The 20,863-nt window shown below is 68.6% G+C and carries 18 protein-coding genes; 8 read left to right on the top strand and 10 right to left on the bottom strand.

Going from position 1 to position 20,863, the window contains the following annotated elements; all coding sequences use genetic code 11:
• Positions 1 to 37 precede the first annotated feature (37 nt).
• Positions 38 to 322, bottom strand: a complete 285-nt coding sequence (locus LKD76_RS10645) for a DUF2631 domain-containing protein (RefSeq protein ID WP_227980865.1) — start codon at positions 320 to 322, stop codon at positions 38 to 40.
• Positions 323 to 495: 173 nt separating this feature from the next.
• Here LKD76_RS10645 and dxr point away from each other — a divergent pair, with 173 nt between their 5' ends.
• The 3 genes from dxr to LKD76_RS10660 all read left to right on the top strand — a co-directional run bounded on the left by dxr (position 496) and on the right by LKD76_RS10660 (position 4,263).
• Positions 496 to 1,635 carry a 1-deoxy-D-xylulose-5-phosphate reductoisomerase gene (gene dxr / locus LKD76_RS10650; protein WP_227980866.1) on the top strand — a complete coding sequence of 380 codons (1,140 nt, stop codon included), beginning with the start codon at positions 496 to 498 and terminating at the stop codon, positions 1,633 to 1,635.
• Between the two features lie 21 nt (positions 1,636 to 1,656).
• Entirely contained in the window at positions 1,657 to 2,886 is a 1,230-nt protein-coding gene (locus tag LKD76_RS10655) for a M50 family metallopeptidase (RefSeq protein ID WP_227980867.1), read from the top strand.
• 174 nt (positions 2,887 to 3,060) lie between these two features.
• Entirely contained in the window at positions 3,061 to 4,263 is a 1,203-nt protein-coding gene (locus LKD76_RS10660; protein ID WP_227980868.1) for a cytochrome P450 family protein, read from the top strand.
• A gap of 48 nt (positions 4,264 to 4,311) precedes the next feature.
• On the opposite strand, the gene LKD76_RS10665 is transcribed toward LKD76_RS10660, so the two are convergent.
• From LKD76_RS10665 to LKD76_RS10695, 7 genes are all read right to left on the bottom strand, one after another.
• Complete coding sequence (locus LKD76_RS10665; RefSeq protein ID WP_227980869.1) at positions 4,312 to 5,667, bottom strand: diacylglycerol/lipid kinase family protein; 1,356 nt, start codon at positions 5,665 to 5,667, stop codon at positions 4,312 to 4,314.
• A gap of 23 nt (positions 5,668 to 5,690) precedes the next feature.
• Entirely contained in the window at positions 5,691 to 7,397 is a 1,707-nt protein-coding gene (locus LKD76_RS10670) for a SulP family inorganic anion transporter (protein ID WP_227980870.1), read from the bottom strand.
• Positions 7,398 to 7,405: 8 nt separating this feature from the next.
• Positions 7,406 to 10,201, bottom strand: coding sequence for a cation-translocating P-type ATPase (locus LKD76_RS10675; RefSeq protein ID WP_227980871.1), 2,796 nt, complete (start codon positions 10,199 to 10,201; stop codon positions 7,406 to 7,408).
• A 28-nt stretch (positions 10,202 to 10,229) separates the two neighbouring features.
• The gene (ppk2, locus tag LKD76_RS10680; protein ID WP_227985192.1) at positions 10,230 to 11,033 is read right to left on the bottom strand and encodes a polyphosphate kinase 2; all 804 of its coding nucleotides are present in this window, start codon (positions 11,031 to 11,033) and stop codon (positions 10,230 to 10,232) included.
• 107 nt (positions 11,034 to 11,140) lie between these two features.
• A complete protein-coding gene (locus LKD76_RS10685; RefSeq protein WP_227980872.1) occupies positions 11,141 to 11,407 on the bottom strand; it encodes a three-helix bundle dimerization domain-containing protein in 267 nt (88 codons plus the stop codon).
• Positions 11,408 to 11,961: 554 nt separating this feature from the next.
• Complete coding sequence (locus LKD76_RS10690; protein ID WP_227980873.1) at positions 11,962 to 12,945, bottom strand: helix-turn-helix transcriptional regulator; 984 nt, start codon at positions 12,943 to 12,945, stop codon at positions 11,962 to 11,964.
• A 156-nt stretch (positions 12,946 to 13,101) separates the two neighbouring features.
• Positions 13,102 to 13,770 (bottom strand): endonuclease V, encoded by a 669-nt coding sequence (locus tag LKD76_RS10695; protein ID WP_227980874.1) that lies wholly within the window; start codon positions 13,768 to 13,770, stop codon positions 13,102 to 13,104.
• A 297-nt stretch (positions 13,771 to 14,067) separates the two neighbouring features.
• Between LKD76_RS10695 and ispG the strand changes: the two genes are divergently transcribed.
• The 3 genes from ispG to LKD76_RS10710 all read left to right on the top strand — a co-directional run bounded on the left by ispG (position 14,068) and on the right by LKD76_RS10710 (position 18,071).
• Complete coding sequence (gene ispG / locus LKD76_RS10700; RefSeq protein WP_255661230.1) at positions 14,068 to 15,201, top strand: flavodoxin-dependent (E)-4-hydroxy-3-methylbut-2-enyl-diphosphate synthase; 1,134 nt, start codon at positions 14,068 to 14,070, stop codon at positions 15,199 to 15,201.
• A gap of 109 nt (positions 15,202 to 15,310) precedes the next feature.
• Entirely contained in the window at positions 15,311 to 16,171 is an 861-nt protein-coding gene (locus tag LKD76_RS10705) for a GNAT family N-acetyltransferase (protein WP_227980876.1), read from the top strand.
• Between the two features lie 79 nt (positions 16,172 to 16,250).
• Complete coding sequence (locus tag LKD76_RS10710; protein WP_227980877.1) at positions 16,251 to 18,071, top strand: penicillin-binding transpeptidase domain-containing protein; 1,821 nt, start codon at positions 16,251 to 16,253, stop codon at positions 18,069 to 18,071.
• Positions 18,072 to 18,163: 92 nt separating this feature from the next.
• Here LKD76_RS10710 and LKD76_RS10715 read toward each other — a convergent pair whose 3' ends face one another.
• On the bottom strand, positions 18,164 to 18,319 hold the full coding sequence (locus LKD76_RS10715; RefSeq protein ID WP_227980878.1) for a hypothetical protein: 156 nt from the start codon (positions 18,317 to 18,319) through the stop codon (positions 18,164 to 18,166).
• A gap of 165 nt (positions 18,320 to 18,484) precedes the next feature.
• Complete coding sequence (locus tag LKD76_RS10720; protein ID WP_227980879.1) at positions 18,485 to 19,003, bottom strand: peroxynitrite isomerase; 519 nt, start codon at positions 19,001 to 19,003, stop codon at positions 18,485 to 18,487.
• A 187-nt stretch (positions 19,004 to 19,190) separates the two neighbouring features.
• Between LKD76_RS10720 and LKD76_RS10725 the strand changes: the two genes are divergently transcribed.
• Positions 19,191 to 20,039, top strand: coding sequence for an ABC transporter permease (locus tag LKD76_RS10725; protein ID WP_227980880.1), 849 nt, complete (start codon positions 19,191 to 19,193; stop codon positions 20,037 to 20,039).
• Positions 20,036 to 20,857 carry an ABC transporter permease gene (locus tag LKD76_RS10730; protein ID WP_227980881.1) on the top strand — a complete coding sequence of 274 codons (822 nt, stop codon included), beginning with the start codon at positions 20,036 to 20,038 and terminating at the stop codon, positions 20,855 to 20,857. The genes LKD76_RS10725 and LKD76_RS10730 overlap by 4 nt, the downstream gene beginning before the upstream one ends.
• The last annotated feature ends 6 nt before the right edge of the window (positions 20,858 to 20,863 follow it).

Raw genomic sequence — 20,863 nt, forward strand, 5'->3', positions numbered from 1 at the left:
CCTCAGCGGCCGGTGGATCAGCGGCGCGGTGGCCGACTCAGCGCGGCTTGCGCTGCAGGATCGAGTCGCGAATCAGGATGCCGGCGAGGGCGACGGCGAATCCGATCAGGAAGATGTAGCCGGTCCAGCCGGTGCCCGAGGAGGCGCCCTGCTGGTTCTCGAACAGCATGGCGAGCAGGATCACGACGACGACCCATCCGGCGATACGGAAGGAGCGCCGCGATTCACCGCTCCAGCCCCAGGCGGCGGAGGGAACCTCGGCGGGATCGACCTTGGTGACGACGCCGGCGCTCTTGGCGGGTTCCAGTTCCGTGGCGGCCACGTTCGCTCCCATCATTTCCGTGATCACTGCGTCCGGATGCATCACACACCGTGAGGTCCGCAGGTCGTGAAGGTGACTGTCGTGAATATGTTTGCATACGACCGGCCGTCGTAGCCAGCGGGGTGTCGGCCACGGCGATTCACCGCCCACGGTTCACCGTGGACAATGGGTGCGTGTCCGACATCGTGAAAGTTCTGCTGCTGGGCAGCACCGGCTCCATCGGCACCCAGGCGTTGGAGGTCGTCGCCGCCGCCCCGGACCGATTCCAGGTGGTCGGGCTGGCCGCGCGTGGTGGCAACGCCGACCTGTTGGCCGAGCAGATCCGGGCCACCGGAACCGACAACGTGGCCGTGACCGATCCGGCCGCGGCGGCGAAACTCGGTGTCGCCCTGAGCGGTCCGGACGCGGTCACCGAACTCGTGCGGCGCACCGACGCCGACGTGGTGCTCAACGCCCTGGTCGGCGCGCTCGGCTTGAAACCGACCCTGGCCACGCTGGAATCGGGACGGCGGCTGGCGCTGGCCAATAAGGAGTCGCTGGTCGCGGGCGGCAGTCTGGTGACTCGCGCGGCGGCGCCCGGTCAGATCGTCCCGGTCGACTCCGAGCATTCCGCGATGGCGCAGTGCCTGCGCGGTGGCCGCGCCGACGAGGTCGCGCGGCTGGTGCTGACCGCGTCGGGCGGGCCGTTCCGGGGCTGGACCGCCGAGATGCTCGAATCGGTGAGCCCGGAGGAGGCCAAGGCTCATCCCACCTGGTCGATGGGCCTGATGAACACGCTCAACTCGGCGACCCTGATGAACAAGGGCCTGGAGCTGATCGAGGCGCACATGCTGTTCGGCATCGACTACGACAAGATCGACGTCACCGTGCATCCGCAGTCGATCGTGCACTCGATGGCGACCTTCACCGACGGATCCACTCTGGCCCAGGCCAGTCCACCGGATATGAGGTTGCCGATCGCCCTGGCACTGGGCTGGCCCGACCGGGTGCCCGGCGCCCTCGCACCGCTGGACTTCGGCACCGCGATGCGCTGGGATTTCGAACCCGTCGACAACGAGGTGTTCCCCGCGGTCGAGCTGGCGCGTACGGCCGGGAAGGCCGGAGGCAGCGTGACCGCGGTCTACAACGCCGCCAACGAGATCGCGGTGCAGGCCTTCCTCGACGGGGCGCTGCGGTTCCCCGATATCGTGCGCACGGTCGCGCGGGTCGTCGAGTCGGCCGACCGTTGGGCCGCCGAACCCAGTACCTTGGACGAGGTGCTCGCGGCCGATGCGTGGGCGCGACAGCGTGCGCGCACGCTCGTGAGCAACTGATTCAGGAGGGTTCCATACCGCATGGGCTTCGCGATCGGATTCGTGCTGTTCGCCCTCGGCATCACGGTATCGGTGGCGCTACACGAATGTGGCCATATGTGGGCGGCGCAGGCCACCGGCATGCAGGTGCGCCGCTACTTCGTCGGCTTCGGGCCGAAGGTGTTCTCCTTCCGCCGTGGTGAGACCGAATACGGCCTCAAGGCGCTACCGCTGGGCGGTTTCTGCGATATCGCGGGTATGACCGCGCTGGACGAGGTCCCGCCCGAGGATCTGCACCGCGCGATGTACCGCCAGACCACCTGGAAACGGCTGGTCGTGATGTTCGGCGGCATCGCCATGAACTTCGTCCTGGGTTTCCTGCTGATCATGCTGCTGGCGGTGGCCTGGGGCCTGCCTCGGCTGGATTCGCCGCCCGCCACCCAGATCTATCCGGCCGGCTGCGTGGCCGCGCAGAACCCGGACGGATCGATGCAGCAGTGCACCGGGCCCGGCCCGGCCGAACGTGCCGGTCTCGAGCGCGGTGATCTGGTCACCGCGATCGACGGCAAGCCCGTGAGCAGCTGGAACGATTTCCGGTCGATCACCGAGAAGGCCACCGGTCCGATCGTCTACACGGTGAAGCGAGACGGGCAGACGTTGCAGATCCCGGTCACCCCGCAGCGGGTGGCGACCTATCCGGCGCGGTCGGGTGCCACCGACGGTTCCGATCGCGTCACCACACCGGTGTACGCGAGCAAAGTCGGTGTCGCGCAGGACTTCTACGGGCCGGTCAAATACAACGTGATCTCGGCGATCCCCGCCTCGGTGTCGTTCACCGGCGATATGTTCGGCCGCACCTTCGCCTCGCTGGCCCAGATGCCGAGCAAGGTGGTGAGCCTGTGGCACGCCGTCACCGGCGGCCAGCGCGACGCCGATACCCCGGTCAGCGTCTACGGCGCCAGCAAGATCGGTGGCGAAACCGCCGAGCACGGGCTCTGGGGCGCGTTCGTCCTGGTGCTGGCCAGCCTGAACTTCTTCCTCGGCGCGTTCAATCTGCTGCCGCTGCTGCCGTTGGACGGCGGCCACATCGCGGTGGTGATCTTCGAGAAGCTGCGCAATATGTGGCGTAACCGCAAGGGGCTGCCCAACGGTGGTCCGGTCGACTACATGAAGCTACTGCCCGCGACGTATGTGGTGGTGGTCATCGGTGGCGCGTACATGATCCTGACGCTGGTCGCCGATATCGTGAACCCGATCAAACTGTTCCCGTAGCCGTTCGGTGGCGTTCCGGTGCCCGGGTACTTCTGTTCCGGGGCACCGGACTTCGGGTGCGGGGCAGAGGATGGGTCGCGCGGTGGTGCGGTCGAGAGCGGCCACCGAGACTGATCGGGTCCGGGTTCATCGCGGCCCGTGACGCCTGTCGTCGATCACATCTCGGGAGCCGTAATGACCGAATCCGTCATCGAACTGCCCACCCTGGGCGAATCGGTATTCGACACCTACGATCGCATCCGCGGTCGCGGGCCGGTGGTGCCGATCACGTTGCCCGGCAACGTCTCCGCGTGGGCGGCGGTCAGTCATCGGGCGGTCGGCGAGTTGCTGGCGGCCGACGGCACGTCGTTCAGCAAGAATTCGCGCAACTGCCCGGCCCTGCACGACGGCACCATCCCGGCGGATTGGCCGATGCGCGCGCTCACCGACATGGACCACATGCTCAATCTCGACGGCGCCGAACACCGCCGGTTGCGCAAGACGATCGGGCAGGCGTTCACCCCCGCGCGGGTGGCGGCGATGGAGCCCCGCATCCGGCGTATCGCCGGTGAACTGATCGACGAATTCGCCTCTCGGACAGAGGAAGTCGACCTCATCTCGGCCTACACCACCCCGCTTCCGGTGCGGGTGATCTGTGAACTGTTCGGGGTGGAGAAGGCCGATGAGCCGCTGATCCGGGACTGGGTGGTCACCATCACCTCGCCCGTCGCCACCGGGGCCGAGACCGCCGCGGCGATGGGCGCCATGACCGTGCACCTGGCCGGTCTGCTGGAGGCGAAACGCCGTGCGCCGGGCGATGATCTGACCTCGGCGCTGCTGGCTGCCAACGCCGATAACGAGCTGACCGACGAAGAACTCGTCACCGTGCTGTGGGTGGTGATCACCGCCGGTCACGAGACGACGGTGTATCTGCTCGGCAATGCGGTGGTGGCCCTGTGCGAGCATCCGCAGCAGCTCGCGAAAGCGGTTACCGGTGATCGGTGGCGAGATGTGGTCGAGGAGGCCCTGCGCTATCGGTCGCCGCTGTGCACCGCGTTCATCCGCTACGCGCTCGAGGATGTCACCATCGCCGGAGTCGATCTGCCCGCCGGCGCGATGGTGGTGTGGTACGGCGGAATCGGCCGCGATCCCGAGTACTACCCGGACGCCGATGTCTTCGATATCGACCGCGATCCACGGGATCAGCTGGCCTTCGGGCGCGGCCCGCATTTCTGCCTCGGCGCGCCGCTGGCCCGGCTGGAATCCGCGATCGCGCTGTCGACGCTGTTCGGTCGCTTCCCTCAACTCGAACTGGCCTGCCCGGCAGCGGAATTGCCGTACGGGCCGCAGATCATCACCGCCGGACCGCAGCGACTGCCGGTGCGGCTGCGGCCGTGACATGACAGCGGGCAGCCGCGGGGACGGGTTGCCCGCCACCGTCTTTCGTCATTCGCTCGCGCGACCGGTCGCCAGATCCCGCAGCCGTATCCAGTCGAGCGCGGGTGCGGCCGGACGGGTTCCGGGCCGGTCGCGAGGAACCCGGACCCGCAGCGCGCCGGGTTCGACGACGCAGCGCACCGGGGTGTCCAGCAGCAGCGACTCCCCGTCGACGCCGACCGGGATCCGCGGACTTCCCGCGTCGACGACGACCTCGGCCGCGGTGCGCTGGGTCAGCCCGTGACTGTGGGTGCGTCGAATCAGGCCCACGGCGTCGCGAGTGTTGGAGACCGAGACGGTCACCGCGCCCAGTACACCGCGGTCGAGCCGGTCCCGACGGCTCAGACCGGCCAGATCGCCGGTGCCGTACGGATTGTTGCTCACCAGCACCGCCTGCGGCCCCTCGACGGTCGCCGGGCCGATACGGGCGACGAGCCGGGCGCCGGTCTGCCCGGTGAGCAGGTCGGGCAGCAGCCGCAGCACGGTCGCGGCCTTGTCGTTCCGGTAGGCCGGGCTGCGCACGACTTCCGCGTACACGCCGAAGGACGCGTTGTTGACGAAGGGCAGGTCGTTGATCCGGCCGAGGTCGACCCGCATCTCCCTGCCGTCGCGCAGTGCCGCCAAGCCGGCGGCCGGATCGGCGCGATCCAGCCCGAGGTCCATCGCGAAGTGATTGCGGGTGCCGGCGCTGATCACGAGAAACGGCACATCGTGGGCGGCCGCGACGCCCGCCACGAGCGCCTGGGTGCCGTCACCGCCGGCCACGCCGAGCAGGTCCGCGCCGTGTTCGACCGCCTCACGGGCCAGCGCGACGACATCGACGGCGCCCTCCAGCACGACGACCCGCGCACCGAGTTCCTCGGCGCGGCGGCGCAGATCGAATTTCGCGACCTTCCCGCCACCCGAGCGCGGGTTCATGATCAGAAACGGCCGTAACGGTGGTGGCACAGGGTACTCGGTGGTGGGCGGGGTGTGGGCGCGCAGTGCCAGGCGGGCGCAGACGACGGCGGCCACGACGGTGGCGCACACCAGCAGCACCACCCACAGCAGGCCGGCGCGCACGAACATCACCAGGACCACGATCGGCGTCAGGACGGCGATCGCCGCCGACGCCCACCGCAGGACGCCGCGACCGCTGACGAACCAGTACAGCGCGGCCACCGTGACCACGACGCCGCCGACGCCCACGGCCAGCAGGGCCAGGGTGCCCAGCACTCCGGCGAACACCACCGGCCCCGTGACCGCCGCGGCGGCGAACACGAATGCCGCACGCGCCCACCGGCGCCGGCCGCGGAGCTCACGGTCCGCGGTCGCCACCGCGTCCGCCGATCGGCGGTGCGGGTGAGGGTCGCCGGAGGGATTCATGATCAGCCTCGTCTCGTGCGCGATCAGGTGTCGGTGGTGTGGTCGGATCGATGGCCGAAGGCGTCGACCGCGGCCTCGACGGTGGGGAAGAAGTGGGTGTCGTCGAACCGGTCGCCGACGCCGAAGCGGATGAGTTTGTCCTTGATCGGGCCCTTCATCTCCGCGAAGGCCAGTCGAATGCCGTGGCCCTCGAGATACTCGTCGAGGTCGACGATTTCGTCGACGGCCGTGGTGTCCAGGCCGGTGATCGGCTCGGCGGCCACGACCACCCAGTCGACCGGGGCCGGGGCCCGTGCGACGACCGAGCGCACGTACTCGTCGAAGATCTGCCCGTTGGCGAAGAACAGCGGCGCGTCGAAACGCACCAGCACCAGTCCGGGTATGCGGTGCCCCTCGGGATGGCGTTCGATGTCGTGGAAGCCGGGGCGGTCCGCGGTCGCCACGAGTTCGGTGCGGTAGGGCTGCCAGGCCTGCGCGACCACCGCGAGGAACGACAGTCCGATGGCGACGAGGATGCCCTGCAGCACGCCCACCAGTGCGACGCCGAGGAACGCCGCCACCGCGAGGGTGAATTCCAGCCTGCTCATCCGCCACATCCGGACCATGCCGCGCACATCGATGAGCGCGGTGGCCGCCACGATCACCACCGCACCGAGGGTCGCGTCGGGGAGGTAGGCGGTGAGCCCGGGCGCGACCAGCACGAACAGCAACACGGCGAGTGCGCCGACGACACCGGCCAATTGGGTACGCGCGCCGTTCTGTTCGGCGACCGGTGTGCGAGAACCGCTGGCGGAGACGGGAAATCCGCCGAACAGCCCGCCCGCCAGATTGGCGACGCCGATCGCCTTCATCTCGGTGCTGCCGTCGACGTCCTCGCCGTGGCGGGACGCGAAGGTCCGCGACAGGACACCGCTGTCGGCGAACGCGATCAGCGCGATACCCGCCGCGGGACCGATCAGCCGTCCGACATCGTGCCAATCGACTCCGCCGACCGACGGCAACGGCAGGCCCTCGGGCAGGGCGCCGACCATGCCGATCCGATCGGTGAGCCCGGCCGCCGCGGAGATCGCGATGGCACCGGCGACCGCGACCAGCACCCCGGGCACCACGGGCAACCACCTCCGGAAGGCCACGATGACGGCGAGCGAGCCGATACCGACGGCCGCCGCGATCGGGTCGATATCGCCGTGGAACACCGACCGGACGATCGCGGCGACCTCGGCGAGCAGACCGGACACGTCGACGGAGAAGCCGAGCAGCTTCGGTATCTGTCCGACCACCACGACCAGCGCGATAGCGTTCAGATACCCGATCCGGATGGGTTTGGACAGCAGTTCGGTGACGAATCCGAGGTGCAGGAATCCGCCGGCGAGCAGGATGACCCCGACGAGCACGGCCAGCACACCCGCGAGGGCGAGCGCGCTGTCGGGATCACCGGCCGCCGCCAGCGGCAGCACCGCCGCCGCGATCAGGGGCGCCAGTGACGAGTCCGGCCCGAGCACCAGAATCCGGGACGGACCCACCGCCGCGTACGCGAGCAGCGGGACGATGGTGGCGTAGAGCCCGGCATAGGCGGGCAGCCCGGCGGCCTCGGCGTATCCCATACCCGCGGGAATCAGCAGTGCGGTCAGGACCAGACCGGCGGTGATGTCCGGCCGCAGCCACTCCCGGTGATACGCACGGGCCGTCGCGATCGCGGGCAATCGGCCGACACTCTCCCGCCAGCGCACGGCCGTGCCTAATGCGCTCGTGCGCGCCGCGGGGCCACCGCGACCGCGGCCGTCAGCGGTACGCGAGGTTCGGTGCGGCGCGCGCGGCGGCGCCGCAGCGCCTTCTCCGCTTCGATGGCGAGCGGGACCAGCAGCGACCAGCCGAGACAGGCCAGCCACTGGGGACCCGTCAGTGACCTGGTCATCAGCAGGTCTTGCAGGAAGCCCAGTTCCACGGCGAGCACGGTCACCGCGACCGGCACGGACAGGATCTTCAGCGCGCCGAGAATCGGTGCGCCGAAACCGGATTCGGGGTCGCGGCGCATGGCCAGGCCGCTCAGGATCGAGCTGAACGACAGCACCACGAAGGTCGTCGTCATCGGCACCGAGGCCGTATCGGTGCTCATCTCGCCGGGGGCGAGCAGCATCGCCGCGAGCGCGACGGCGAATTGCAGCACGCCGTAGGCCAGCCACTGAGCGAAGGCGCTCCGGTTGGCGATCGGCATCGCCGGGTCGCGCGGTGGCTGGTTCATCAGATTCGGCGGCGGCGGGTCGGTCATGATCACCGCCACCGGGAACAGCGTGATGAAGAAGTGCTGGAACAGCACCATCAGCGGAGTGAGCGCGACGCCGTCGTTGATATCGACGATGCTGGCCACCAGAAAGAGCAGCACCAGCGAGAACAGTTTCGACATCTGGTAGCGGATGTAGGACACGATCTTGTCGTAGATGCTGCGGCCCAGGCGAATCGCGGTGATCAGCGTCCCGAAGTTGTCGTCGGTGAGCACCATCTTGCCCGCCTGTTTGGTGACCTCGCTGCCCGAGCCCATCGCGACACCGATATCGGCCTTCTTCAGCGCGGCCGCGTCGTTGACGGCGTCACCGGTCATCGCGACGACCGCGCCGCCACGCTGCATCACCTCTGCCAGGCGCAGTTTGTCCTGAGGGGTGACCCGGCCGAACACATGAAGGTCCGGTAGTGCTCGGGCGAGTTGCTCATCGGTCATCGCCTGCAACTCGGCGCCGCCGACCGCACCCGGACCCAGCCCGAGTTCGGCGCCGATCGCCGCCGCGGTGATCGCGTGGTCGCCGGTGATCATGCGCACGTCGATACCGGCCTCGTGGGCGATGCGCACCGCCTCGACAGCTTCGGGGCGCAACGGGTCGATGATGCCCGCCATCCCGACGAAGGTGAGGTCCTCGACCATCGACATCGGATCGTCCCGCGCGGCAGCCTCCTGATCGTCGAGCAGGCGCGCCGCGAAGGCCAGCACCCGCAGTCCCTGTTCCGACATCGTGCGCATCGCGTCGGTGATCTGCTCGTGCACCTGGTCGATCGGCGTCTCCGCGCGGCCGGGCAGGTACGCGGTCGCGCAGCGGGCCAGGACCATATCCGGTGCGCCCTTGACCAGTTCGACGAACCGGGTCCGCCCGTCCACCCGCAGATGGTGGAACGTCGCCATGAACTTGTAGGCCGAGTCGAACGGCACCGCGGCGACCCGAGGGTAACTCCGGCGGGTCAGGGGAGCGTCGATGCCCAGCTTGGCCGCGAGGACCACCAGGGCCGCCTCGGTCGGATCGCCGATGATCTCGCCGGTATCGGACACGGTGGCGTCGCTGTCGAGGCACAGCCCGTAGGCCAGGAGCGTGAAATCCGGGGTTCCCGCACCGGCGGCCTCGGTGACGGTCCCGGTCGTGCTGTATCCCTCACCGGTCACGCGGTACCAGCGGCAGTGGAAGAACAGGGAGCGCACCGTCATCTGATTCATGGTCAGGGTGCCGGTCTTGTCCGAGTTGATCGCACTGGTCGCGCCGAGTGTCTCGACATCGGTGAGGTTTTTGACCACCGCCTTGGCATCGGCGAGCTGACGGGCGCCGTAGGCGAGCATCGCCTGGACGAAGGTCGGCAGCCCGGTGGGAATCGCGGACACGCCCATCGAGATGCCCAGCAGCAGCACCGCTGTGACGTCCTGGCCGCGCAGCGCGCCGATCACCACGATGAGCGCGACCGCCGTCCACGCGATCACACCGAGCACCTTGGTCAGCGAATCCAGTTCCCGCTGCAGCGGCGATTTCGACGGGGCGACCGCCGACAGCATCGACGCGATCCGGCCCATCTCGGTATTCATGCCCGTCTCGGTGACCACCATCGTGGCGGTGCCGCGGGTGACCGAGGTGTTCTGATACACCATGTCGGCGCGATCTCCGAGCGCGACGTCGGTGGTGTCGAGGGTGCCGGGATCCTTGGCGACCGGGGCGCTTTCACCGGTCAGCGCCGCCTCCTGGGTTTCCAAGGTGGCGGAGGCGAGCAGACGTCCGTCGGCGGGAACGATATCGCCCGCTTCGAGCTGGACGATATCGCCGGGCACCAGTTCCAGTGCGTCGACCTGGGTGAGGACGTCGTCCCGCAGCACGCGTGCCCGCGGGGTCTGCATCCTCGCCAGTGCGTCCACGCTCGCGCGCGCCTTGACCTCCTGCCGGGTGCCCAGCACGACGTTGAGCACGACCAGTGCCGCGACCACGACGGCCGTGGGGATCTCGTCGATGACCACGCTGACCACCGCGACCGCGATCAGCATCAGATTCATCGGATCCCTGACCTGCCGTAGCGCGATCGACCACAGCGCCGGCGCCGGCTCGGAGGCGATCTCGTTCGGGCCGTAGCGCCGCCGGCGCTCGTCGGCCGACGCGGTGGTGAGTCCGGCCTGCCGGTCCGAGGACAGCTCCGACACAACGGATTCGGGATCGCGCGCATGCCAGTTCGCCGGTTCGCCGGCGGAGGTGTCCGCCGCCGGGTTCGGGCTTACCGCTCGTGTGGCCGCCATGGCACCCGTCCTTTCCCGCACCGCACGCTCAGTACGGCGTCGGAATCCAGTGCAGTGGTTGCCCCGGGGCCCGGTAACCCTTCGCCTTCTGCTGATCCGGCAGCACCACCTCGGGCCGATCCAGTGGTTCGTAGGGGATGCGGCTCAGAAGATGGCTGATGACGTTGAGCCGGCCGCGCTTCTTGTCATCGGTGACCGCGACATACCAGGGCGCCCAGCCGGTATCGGTGAAGTGGAACATCTCGTCGCGGGCCCGGGAGTAGTCGTACCAGTGGCGATAGGAGCGCAGGTCCAGATCCGACAGTTTCCAGATCTTGCGAGGATCGTCGATGCGGCTCTGCAGGCGCAGGGTCTGCTGTTCCCGGCTGACCTCGAGCCAGTACTTGAGCATGATGACGCCCGAGTCGACGATTTCCCGCTCCACGGTCGGGATCAGCTCGAGGAAGTGCCGCGCCTGTTCGTCGGTGCAGAAACCCATCACCCGCTCGACTCCGGCCCGGTTGTACCAGCTGCGGTCGAAGATCACGACCTCGCCGGCGGCCGGCAGATGTGGCAGATAGCGCTGCACGTACATCTGTGACTTCTCCCGTTCGGTGGGGGCGGGCAGGGCCACCACCCGGAACACCCGCGGACTCACCCGCGCGGTGATCGCCTTGATGACCCCGCCCTTTCCGGCGGTGTCACGACCTTCGAAGACGATGCAAACCCTTGCGCCGGAGGCCTTCACCCATTCCTGCAGCGCGACCAGTTCGGCGTGCAGCGGTCGTAGCGCACGGCGATAGTGCTTGTTCGTCATGGGAGCGCGCGCGACCGCGGGGCCGGGCGCGGACAACTCCGCCGGGGCGCCCGGCTCGTGACGGTTCCGCTCGGCGACGGCCGGTCCCGATCGGTCGCTGCGATGCTTGTGCTGCCGGGTCTTCTTGCCCACAGCCGGTCTCCTCAGAGCACGGTCACCGGGTAGGTGCCGCCGCGTGATCGACTACGGATCGCCGAGTGCGCCGATCCTCCGGCTAGGTGGATGCTGATCGCTTGCCGTGCCGCCTTTTCGACGAGAAGGGGAACGAAATCGTGGATTCGGACATCGGCGAATCGCTTGTGAATGGTGCGCACGATGAGTTCGATGTCCGCGGGTGGTGCGGATGGGTACCGAGTGATCAGGCGTTCGATGACTTGTTCGACCTGAATCAACTCCTCATCGACGGTCATCGAATAATCGTCTGCCCGGTCGGGAATGTTCGTCAAGACACGAAATGGGCACTTGTTTCGGTGTCCTTCGACTCTCGCTCGTCGCCCGCGCGTGCGCTCTCGTCTCGGGTGTGGTGCCGGAGAAGTCGGCATTCATCAGGTGATACCGGACAGGTTCGGGTAGTCGGCGATCGGGTAAACAGCATGGACGCACCCGGTGGACAGTTCGCCGCGGATCGCGTGCCGAGGCGGGCCGCGCGGCTCCGTGGGGCATTCGAATCGGGCCGGATGCGAGCCCGTCGAAGTGCTGCTGAAACCGTTCTCGGAATGTGGATGACGTGACGAGATGGCGAACTTTTCCGTCCCTGCTCGGTGTGGCGATCCAGGTGTTTTCGATACTCGCAGCTGTTCCTTGGTCGAGGTTGTCCAGTGCTATTTGCCATCAAATTGCCGAACACAACGTTTTATCGTCGACGGCGCCGGCGAACCAGGCGGTGTCGCACCTCGAAATCCGCTCGGTGACATCCGCTTTCACCACGCGGGCCGACCGGCGTCAACGGGTGTGACGACGGTGCCTACCGGTCGGCGAGCTCGGCCAGCCGGCGCTTGCGGAACTCCCGCGGCGTCTCGCCGAAACGCTGTTTGAACGCGGCCGAGAACCAGGTGACGGTGAAACCGCAGCGGGCGGCCACCTCGGCGATCGCCGGGTCGGGCCGCTCGAGCATGGTCCGTGCCGCGCGCAACGACTCCTCGCGCCGCAGGTCGCGATAGGTGGTACCGCACTGCTGCAGGATGAGGCGCAGTTGCCGGGGTGACCAGCCGAGTGCGTGTGCGACCGCGGGCAGTCGCACATCGCCGGTTCCGACCGTCTCGCGGACATACCGGCGCACCGCGGCCGCGGTCTCGGTGAGGTGGTCGTGGTGTGGGCGCATATCACCGGTCAGCAGCAGGCACACGAGTTCGCCGAGGCGTTCGCAGATCGCGTTGAACTCGAGTTCGCCGAGCCGGTCCTGTTCGGCGTGCGCACTGCGCATCATCGAGTCGACCACCCGGCCGAGACCGGAATCGAGATCGAGGACGCGCCGCATGGGGCCGGTCGCGGGCAGGGCGTGTTCGATTTCGGCGCGGGGGAGCTGCATCGCGTAGGCGGCCGCACCGGGGCGCAGCCGGCATTCCTGATCCAGGCCCATCAGCATGCCCCGTCCGTCCGCGACCCGGATGGCGCCGTCGCGGGCGGTGCCGATCCGGCCGTCGTGGCGGCCTGCCACGGTGGTGGGCGCGGTCGGATCGGCCCAGCGCACACCGAAAACGCTACGGTCCGGCACCACCAGCCAGTAGAAGTCGTCCGCGGGGACCCGGGCGACGTTGCCGCGGGTGCGGTCGGCGATCCGCCCGTCGGGTTCGTCCCATCGCAGCAGGCTGTAGCGACTGTTCTGCTGGACCGTCAGCTCCGATCGCCAGCGTGCCGGCCGCAGGTAGCGGTGCTCCATCGGCACGAAAGTGTTGGTGAGTTCGCTCCACTCCTCGGTCTGGCCGACGTTCAGAGCCGTGTAACGCATGCGATATCCCCATCCGTGGACATCCGGTGCCGCCGACTTTCATCGAGGGGCGTGCGGAGGTGAACAGTGATGTGCGCCCGCCGATTTCGAGTCCATGTGACAACCGTACGAGATCGCGACCACGACGCAACCCCGAACCGGGAGCCCGGTCACCGGCTAGCTCGTGCCGGCCGCGCGCAGCAGATCCCGGCACAGCCGGTCGGCCCGCCGCGTGGTCTCCGGCTGTCGATAGCGCGGCGCCAGCGCCAGCACCGTCGCGCACGCGGTGTCCAGGCCGATCCGGTGGCCGACCGAGACGTAGAGCGGTTTGACCCCGGGCTGGGTCCGCACCGCGCGTCCGACGAGCTCCCCGTCGAGGGTGATGTCGGAGACCGAACCTCGCTCGAACCCGGGCTCGTCGTAGTGTCCCCACACCGTTTTGGCGACGCCGATCGACGGCAGCCCGGTCAGCAGGCCGAGATGGCACGCCAATCCGAACCGGCGCGGATGCGCGATCCCTTGCCCATCGCATACCAGCAGGTCGGGGGTGGTGGTCAGGGTGTCGAGCGCGGCCAGTGTGGTCGGCAGCTCACGAAAGGCCAGCAGTCCGGGCATATACGGGAAGGCCGCGGTACCGGCCGCGGTGGCGGTGTCGACGACCTCGAGCGTGGCCGCGTGGAGGACCACGACGGCGGCCACGACCCGGCCCTCGTCGTCGTACGCCGAATCCAGTCCGGCGACGGTCGTGAACCGCGGTGGCGCCGGATCCGTGGTGACGACCCGCTCCCGCAGCCGATTCTGCAGCGCCGCAGCGGCTTCCGGATCGGCCGGCAGTTCGGCGGGCATGGCCAGGCGCACCCCTCAGCACCGTCCTCGACGTGATCCCGGCATGTACATCCGGTGAAGCCTCCTGAACGCGGGGATGGCGGGCGTGGATCGACCGTCGCGGTCCGGCAACCGTAACCACCCGGTTCCGGGCCCGCGCGCGGTCGGGTGCGGTACCGCGACAGCGGTGCTCACGGCGGTGTCGGTGCTCTCACAGCCGGCCGTCCGGTGGTCCGCACTAGACTCGTGTCGAACGGGTGCACCCAGTACGCAGACGAAAGTAGGCAGCCGAACGTGAGCACAGCCATCACCCTGGGGATGCCGGCCGCACCGGCGGCGGTCCTCGCACCGCGGCGTAGGACTCGCCAGCTGATGGTGGGCACGGTGGGGGTGGGCAGCGATAACCCCATCTCGGTCCAGTCGATGACCACGACCAAGACCCATGACGTGAACGCGACGTTGCAGCAGATCGCGGAACTGACGGCCGCGGGCTGTGACATCGTCCGCGTGGCCTGCCCGCGCCAGGAGGACGCCGACGCGCTGCCGACGATCGCGAAGAAATCGCAGATTCCGGTCATCGCCGATATCCACTTCCAGCCGCGCTACATCTTCGCCGCCATCGATGCCGGATGTGCGGCGGTCCGGGTCAACCCCGGCAACATCAAGGAGTTCGACGGCCGGGTCAAGGAGGTCGCCCAGGCCGCGGGTGCGGCCGGTATCCCGATCCGGATCGGCGTGAACGCGGGATCGCTGGACAAGCGGATGCTCGAGAAGTACGGCAAGGCCACCCCCGAGGCGCTGGTCGAGTCGGCGCTGTGGGAGGCGGGCCTGTTCGAGGAACACGGCTTCGGCGATATCAAGATCTCGGTCAAGCACAACGACCCGGTGGTGATGGTCGAGGCCTATCGGCAGCTGGCCGCGCAGTGCGATTATCCGCTGCATCTGGGCGTGACCGAGGCCGGGCCCGCGTTCCAGGGCACGATCAAGTCGGCGGTGGCCTTCGGTGCGCTGCTGAGCGAGGGCATCGGCGACACCATCCGGGTCTCGCTGTCCGCGCCGCCCGCCGAGGAGGTCAAGGTCGGCGCGCAGATCCTGCAGTCGCTGAATCTGCGCCCGCGCAAACTCGAGATCGTCTCGTGCCCGTCGTGCGGGCGCGCGCAGGTCGACGTCTACACCCTCGCGAACGAGGTCACCGCCGGGCTGGAAGGGCTCGAGGTGCCGTTGCGGGTGGCCGTGATGGGCTGTGTGGTCAACGGTCCCGGTGAGGCTCGCGAGGCGGATCTGGGCGTCGCCTCGGGTAACGGGAAGGGCCAGATCTTCGTCAAGGGTGAGGTCGTCAAGACCGTGCCGGAACATCAGATCGTGGAGACTCTGATCGAAGAGGCGATGCGGATCGCCGACGAGATGGGCACCGATGCCGAGTCCGGCGAGCCCGTCGTCACCGTCGGCTGAGCGCAGTGCGCGGACAGCGGAGGCGGGCGTGTCCCGGGTCGGGCGCATTCTCCCGCTCGAGCTGAGCAAAGCCCCCGCACGCCGCCGGGGTTCATGGCAGGCTGTGAGCGTGCGGAGTGTGCTGGAACCGTCGCGACGGTCACGGATTTCCGGTGCGCGTCAGCTCGGAGATCGAGATCTGGCGCGGGTGCTGCAAGTACTGGACACCGACCCGGTGGCCTGCTGCATGGTCGCCGCGCGATTGCAGGAATGCGGTCTGGACAATCGCGGCGGTGGCGAGCTGTGGACACGGGGAAGCCCGGAGGAGTCGCTGTGCTTCTCCGGTGCCAATCTGGTTCCGCTGCGTGGCACCGGTGACGATATGCAGGCCTTCGCCGATCGCGCGGCGCGCTGGCCGCGGGTGTGCTCCTCGGTCGTGGGGCGTCAGGAGTTGGCGTTGCCGCTGTGGGAGGTGCTGGAGCAGCGCTGGGGCGCGCCCCGTGAGGTGCGCTCGGATCAGCCGCTGCTGGCACTGGACGGCCGCCCGCACGCACTGCCGGATCCCAAGGTGCGCCGGGTTCGCACCGACGAGCTGGATCGCTATCTGGTCGCGGCGGTGGCGATGTTCACCGAGGAGATCGGGGTCGATCCGCGGGCGGGCGACGGTGGTCGCGGCTACCGGCGCCGGGTGGCGAGCTTGATCGAATCCGGCCGGGCCTGGGCGCGTTTCGAGGACGGTGAGGTCGTCTACAAGGCCGAGGTCGGTGCGATGTCCCGGCGGACCGGGCAGATCCAGGGCGTCTGGGTGCATCCGCAGTGGCGGGGCCGCGGCCTGGGCACGGCCGGAACCGCCGCGGTCGCGGATGCGGTGGTGGCCGCGGGGCGAACCGCCAGCCTGTATGTGAACTCCTACAACGAGGTCGCGCGCCGCGCCTATGCCCGGGTGGGGTTCCACCAGGTGGCGACCTTCGCGACCATCCTGGTGGACTGACCGGTCGGATTGTTGCGCGCACGGCAAATTCAGTGTGTCGCAACGGTTACCAGCGATCGGCTGGCTACCATCGGTGGTGATGTCGATTTCGAGATGCGCACCGCGGTGGTGGGGGCCCCGGGCGCTGGTACTGGGCACGGCGACCGCCGTGGTCGTCACCGTGGGCGCGTGTTCGGCCGGATCGCAGGGGCCCGTCGCCGCGGCCGACACGTTCCTGTCCGCCGTCGCCCGCCATGATCTCGAACGCGCCGCCGGTGTCACCACCCAGCCCGAGAAGGCCACGGCGGCATTGGATTCGGCGTGGAAGAACCTGCAGGCACAGCGTCTGAGCGCGCATACCGGTTCGGCGCGGGTCACCGGGGACACCGCCACCGTGGACTACACCTACGAGTGGACCCTGCCCAGGAACCGGATCTGGAGTTACACCGGCCAGTTGCAGATGGGCCGCAGCGGCGGCGAGTGGAAGGTGCGCTGGACCGCCTCCGACATCCACCCGAAACTGGGCGACACCCAGAGCCTGCAGTTGCGCACCACCCCCGCGCCGCGGGCCCGGGTCAACGAGCGATCGGGCGGTGACGTGCTCGTTCCGGGTGCCGTGCACCGGATTTCGTTCACCGCCGCCGCGGCCCCGGATCCCGGATATGTCGCCGGCGCCCTGTCCGCCGCGGTGAAGCGGTTCGACGACACCGCGACCGCGACGGCGATCCTGTCCGCGGCCCGCAAGACGACCGGTCGCTATCTCGTTGCCTCGCTGAGCGACTGGGAGTTCGACCAGGTCAGCGGGCAGCTGCTCGGTCTGCCCGGAGTCGCCACCGACCGCCAGGGTGATCTGATCCCCACCGATCGGCACTTCGCCCCCGACCTGATGACCCAGATCCGCAAGACCGTGATCGACGAGGTCGACGGCAAGGCGGGCTGGAGTGTCGTCACCGTCAACGCCAACGGGGTCGATACCGATGTGCTGAAAGAGGTTGCGCCCCAACCGGCGCCGTCGTTCTCGCTGAGTATCGACCGGAATGTGCAGAATGCCGCGCAACGCGCGGTCGATCCGCGCCGCGAGCAGACGATGATGGTGGTGGTGCAGCCGTCGACCGGCGCCATCCTCGCGGTGGCCCAGAACGAGGCCGCCGATGCCGACGGTCCGGTCGCGACCACCGGACTGTATCCGCCCGGCTCGACGTTCAAGACCGTCACCGCGGCCGCCGCGATGTCCGCGGGTCTGGCCCAGCCCGACACCGTGGTCCCGTGCCCCAGCCGAATCGTGGTGGGCGAACGCACGATTCCCAACTACGACCTGTTCTCTCTCGGCGATGTGCCCCTGTCGACGGCCTACGAACGGTCATGCAATACCGCCTTCGCTCAGCTGTCGAGCGAATTGTCCGGTAATGCCCTGACCGATGCCGCGGCCCGGATGGGGGTGGGGCCGGACTACACCGTGGCCGGGCTGCCGACGGTATCGGGTTCGGTTCCGCCCGCCGATGACCTGGTACTTCGCACCGAGGACGGCATCGGGCAGGGCAAGGTGGTGGTCAGTCCGTTCGGGATGGCGCTGGTGGCCGCCACCGTGGCGCGCGGTTCGGCGCCGACTCCGTATCTGATCGCGGGGCACGAGACCGCCGTGCACGGGGATCGGCCCGCGTTGTCACCGCAGGTGGTGCGGGGACTGCAGGAGATGATGCGCAAGGTGGTCACGGGCGGAACCGCCGCGCGGATCGCCGATCAGGGCGAGGTGTTCGGCAAGACCGGTGAGGCGGAGGTGGACGGCGGATCGCACTCGTGGTTCATCGGCTACCGCGGCGATCTCGCCTGGGCGACGCTGCTGGCGCGGGGCGGCAGTTCGGACAATGCCGTAGCGGTTACCAGGGATATGCTTGCCGCTCTGCCGGCGGGCGGCACCTGACGGGAAACGTGACGGCCCCCTGAACGCTCGTGACCGGCCGCCGACAGGGGCGTCCGGTCACGGGGATGTGAGTGTGGAAGTTCCGGTGCCGATTATGGTGCCTGCACCTCCGATCCACTGATGCCGGCCGCGGGGGCCTGCTCGGTGGGGGGTGACGCCCCCGCCGAACCATCTCCCAAGATCTCCACGGCCCCGGTCCCGGCGAGGATCATTCCCGCCGTGATCAGCGTGAGCGTCGAACGCTTCATGGTCTTCCCCCTTGCGGGTGAGTGAGAGCCATTGGCATCGAACTGATGGTTCGCCGACTGTTAGCCGACCCGAAAACGGTAAACCGGCGAACCACGCGCCGACAACCCCCTGTGCGGCTCCACACAGTGGTTCAGGCTGGATACAGCCTGTTCACGCCCGTATTTTTACTTCTGTTCAGCTCGATGCAAACTGGCGGACAGGTGATGCCGGATTGGTTGCCCGACCGCTGCCATGCGCAAGCTGTAGTCGATGGTGTCGCCCGCCAGGTGGATCGAGCGCCCGAGCGCGGTCACCGGTTTGGCCGTACTCGAGGTGCCGATCCGGGTGGAATCGAGCTCGAGCCGCAGCCCGTCGCCGGCGACGGCGATCCTGCCCTCGCAGATCTCGGTGATACCGGTCGGATGGGCCAGGATCAATTCCACCCGATCCGCGCCGGTGGAGCGCAGGTAGCCGGTTTCGGCATGCAGGGAGCGGCCGTCGCCGGCATGGCGGGTGCGCTGCCGGTAGGTGAGGAACGGGCGGCCGACGTGGCCGAAGTGGATTTCCTCGTGGTAGTCGAACGGCTCGATGGTCGGATACTCCCCGTGCCCGGATCCGCGCCAGGTGCCCAGCAATGGAGCCAGATGGGCGATATCCGGATGAGGTGCGACATCGGGTTGGGGATCGAACACGGCGCACAGCATAGTTGCCCGCCGCGGCGATGGTGGGAGGACCACCCGGCGCCGTCCGATTCGGCATGCGATAGCGGACTTGACAGTGCGCGACATATCTCGCGAACCCGACGACCGGCGCGGCGGAAGCTACCGCCTGCGAGCCCGGTATCTGGTGTGATGAAGATCGGAAGCCGACTGCGTGTGAACGGAGCGGGCGATGACTGTGCGAATTCAGCAGATGCCCCAGCGGCAGATGTCCCAGCGGCGGATGCCCGCGGTGCTGCGGCGCTGGTGGCTGCCCTGCTGGGTGCTCACCCGGCGGCAGATCAGCTCGTCGGTGCGCAACGGCGAGGCGCTGACCGCGGTGCTCGCTCCGACCATTTTCACCGTCGGGTTCTACGTGCCACTGGACCGGGTGATGACCTTCGCCGGGCACGGGGCCAGCAGCTATTCGCAGTTCCTGATGCCGATGATCGTCATGCAGGCGGTGTCGTTCTGCGCCACCGCGGCGGCCTTCCGGGCGGCGGTCGACGCGCGCGACGGACTCGATGCCCGCCTGGCCACCATGCCGATCCCACATATCGCGCCGCTGGGCGCGCGCACGGCCTCCACCGGCTACCGCATCGTGATCGCACTGGTGGCGGCGCTGATGTGTGGATATGTGATCGGATTCAGGTTCTACGGGGGACTGTGGAACACGGTCGGATTCCTGCTCTTCTCGGTGGCCGTGGGGATGATGCTGGGAGTGTTCGGCGATCTGCTCGGCACGCTGTCGAAATCGCCCGAGGCCACCACCCAGATGTTGATGCTGCCGCAGCTGATCCTCGGCATGGTGTCCACCGGATTCGCACCGGCCGAGCAGTTCCCGGAGTGGATCCGGGGATTCGCGCGTAACCAGCCGATTTCGCAGTTCGTCGACGCGATGCGGGCGCTGGCCGGTGACCAGCCGGGTTTCACGGCGGCGGTGAGCCGGTCGACGGTGGGCCCGGGTGTGCTGTGGACGATCGCCGGTGTCGCCCTCTTCGGCGTGGCGTCGGTGCTGGTGGCGGTCAGGCGGCAGCGATGACCGGGATAGGCACCGCGGCGAGCGGATTCGGGGCCGTGCGAGTCGACACCGAGCGGTGGCGGTATCTGCTCCCGCAGACGCTGGTGCAGACCGGTCGCCTGCTGCGGCGGTGGCGCCGCGATCCGGTCACCGCCGCGCAGACGCTGCTGTTCCCGGCGTTGTTGCTGGTGATGCTGAATACGGTGCTGGGACATCAGATCTCCGCGTTCTCCGGCGTCGATGCCCTCTACGGCTCGGTGCCGATGGTGACCGTGGTGTCGGTGATGTCCGGCTCACTGGCCGGGGCGGTGACGCTCGGCCGCGAACGCGACGCCGGGCTGCTGGGGCGGCTGTGGGCGCTGCCGATCCATCGCGCCTCTGGCCTGGCCTCGCGCATTCTCGCCGAGGTGGTGCGGATCGTGGTGTGCACCGTGGTCCTGTTCGCGGTGGGGGTGGCGCTCGGGTTCCGATTCCATCGACCGATCGCCGTGCTCGCGGTGCTGGGTGTGCCGGTGCTGTACGGGCTGGGTTTCGCCACCATGGTGACATCGGTGGCGGTGTATTCGGCGAAAACCTTCGCCGTGGAGGCTATTTCGCTGGGATCGTCGCTGCTGATGTTCTTCAGCACCGGATTCGTGCCGTTGAACGCCTACCCCGGGTGGGCGCAGCCGATCGTTTCGCATCAGCCGATGTCGGCGGCGATCGACACGATGCGCGCGGCGACCCTCGGCGGTGCGATACGTGGTCCGCTGCTGTTGACGGTGGCCTGGTCGGTCGGGGCGATCGTCGTCTTCGCGGTGCCGGCGGCGGTCGGTTTCCGGCGCGCCAGCCAGGCGTGAACCTCG

Source organism: Nocardia spumae (genome assembly GCF_020733635.1).
Classification (GTDB): domain Bacteria; phylum Actinomycetota; class Actinomycetes; order Mycobacteriales; family Mycobacteriaceae; genus Nocardia; species Nocardia spumae.

Excerpts from the sequence above, each read along its gene's own strand:
- LKD76_RS10655 (WP_227980867.1), top strand. The coding sequence starts at position 1,657 with ATGGGCTTCGCGATCGGATTCGTGCTGTTCGCCCTCGGCATCACGGTA.
- LKD76_RS10660 (WP_227980868.1), top strand. The coding sequence starts at position 3,061 with ATGACCGAATCCGTCATCGAACTGCCCACCCTGGGCGAATCGGTATTC.
- LKD76_RS10665 (WP_227980869.1), bottom strand. The coding sequence starts at position 5,667 with ATGAATCCCTCCGGCGACCCTCACCCGCACCGCCGATCGGCGGACGCG.
- LKD76_RS10675 (WP_227980871.1), bottom strand. The coding sequence starts at position 10,201 with ATGGCGGCCACACGAGCGGTAAGCCCGAACCCGGCGGCGGACACCTCC.
- LKD76_RS10685 (WP_227980872.1), bottom strand. The coding sequence starts at position 11,407 with ATGACCGTCGATGAGGAGTTGATTCAGGTCGAACAAGTCATCGAACGC.
- LKD76_RS10690 (WP_227980873.1), bottom strand. The coding sequence starts at position 12,945 with ATGCGTTACACGGCTCTGAACGTCGGCCAGACCGAGGAGTGGAGCGAA.
- LKD76_RS10695 (WP_227980874.1), bottom strand. The coding sequence starts at position 13,770 with ATGCCCGCCGAACTGCCGGCCGATCCGGAAGCCGCTGCGGCGCTGCAG.
- ispG (WP_255661230.1), top strand. The coding sequence starts at position 14,068 with ATGCCGGCCGCACCGGCGGCGGTCCTCGCACCGCGGCGTAGGACTCGC.
- LKD76_RS10710 (WP_227980877.1), top strand. The coding sequence starts at position 16,251 with ATGTCGATTTCGAGATGCGCACCGCGGTGGTGGGGGCCCCGGGCGCTG.
- LKD76_RS10715 (WP_227980878.1), bottom strand. The coding sequence starts at position 18,319 with ATGAAGCGTTCGACGCTCACGCTGATCACGGCGGGAATGATCCTCGCC.
- LKD76_RS10720 (WP_227980879.1), bottom strand. The coding sequence starts at position 19,003 with ATGCTGTGCGCCGTGTTCGATCCCCAACCCGATGTCGCACCTCATCCG.
- LKD76_RS10725 (WP_227980880.1), top strand. The coding sequence starts at position 19,191 with ATGACTGTGCGAATTCAGCAGATGCCCCAGCGGCAGATGTCCCAGCGG.
- LKD76_RS10730 (WP_227980881.1), top strand. The coding sequence starts at position 20,036 with ATGACCGGGATAGGCACCGCGGCGAGCGGATTCGGGGCCGTGCGAGTC.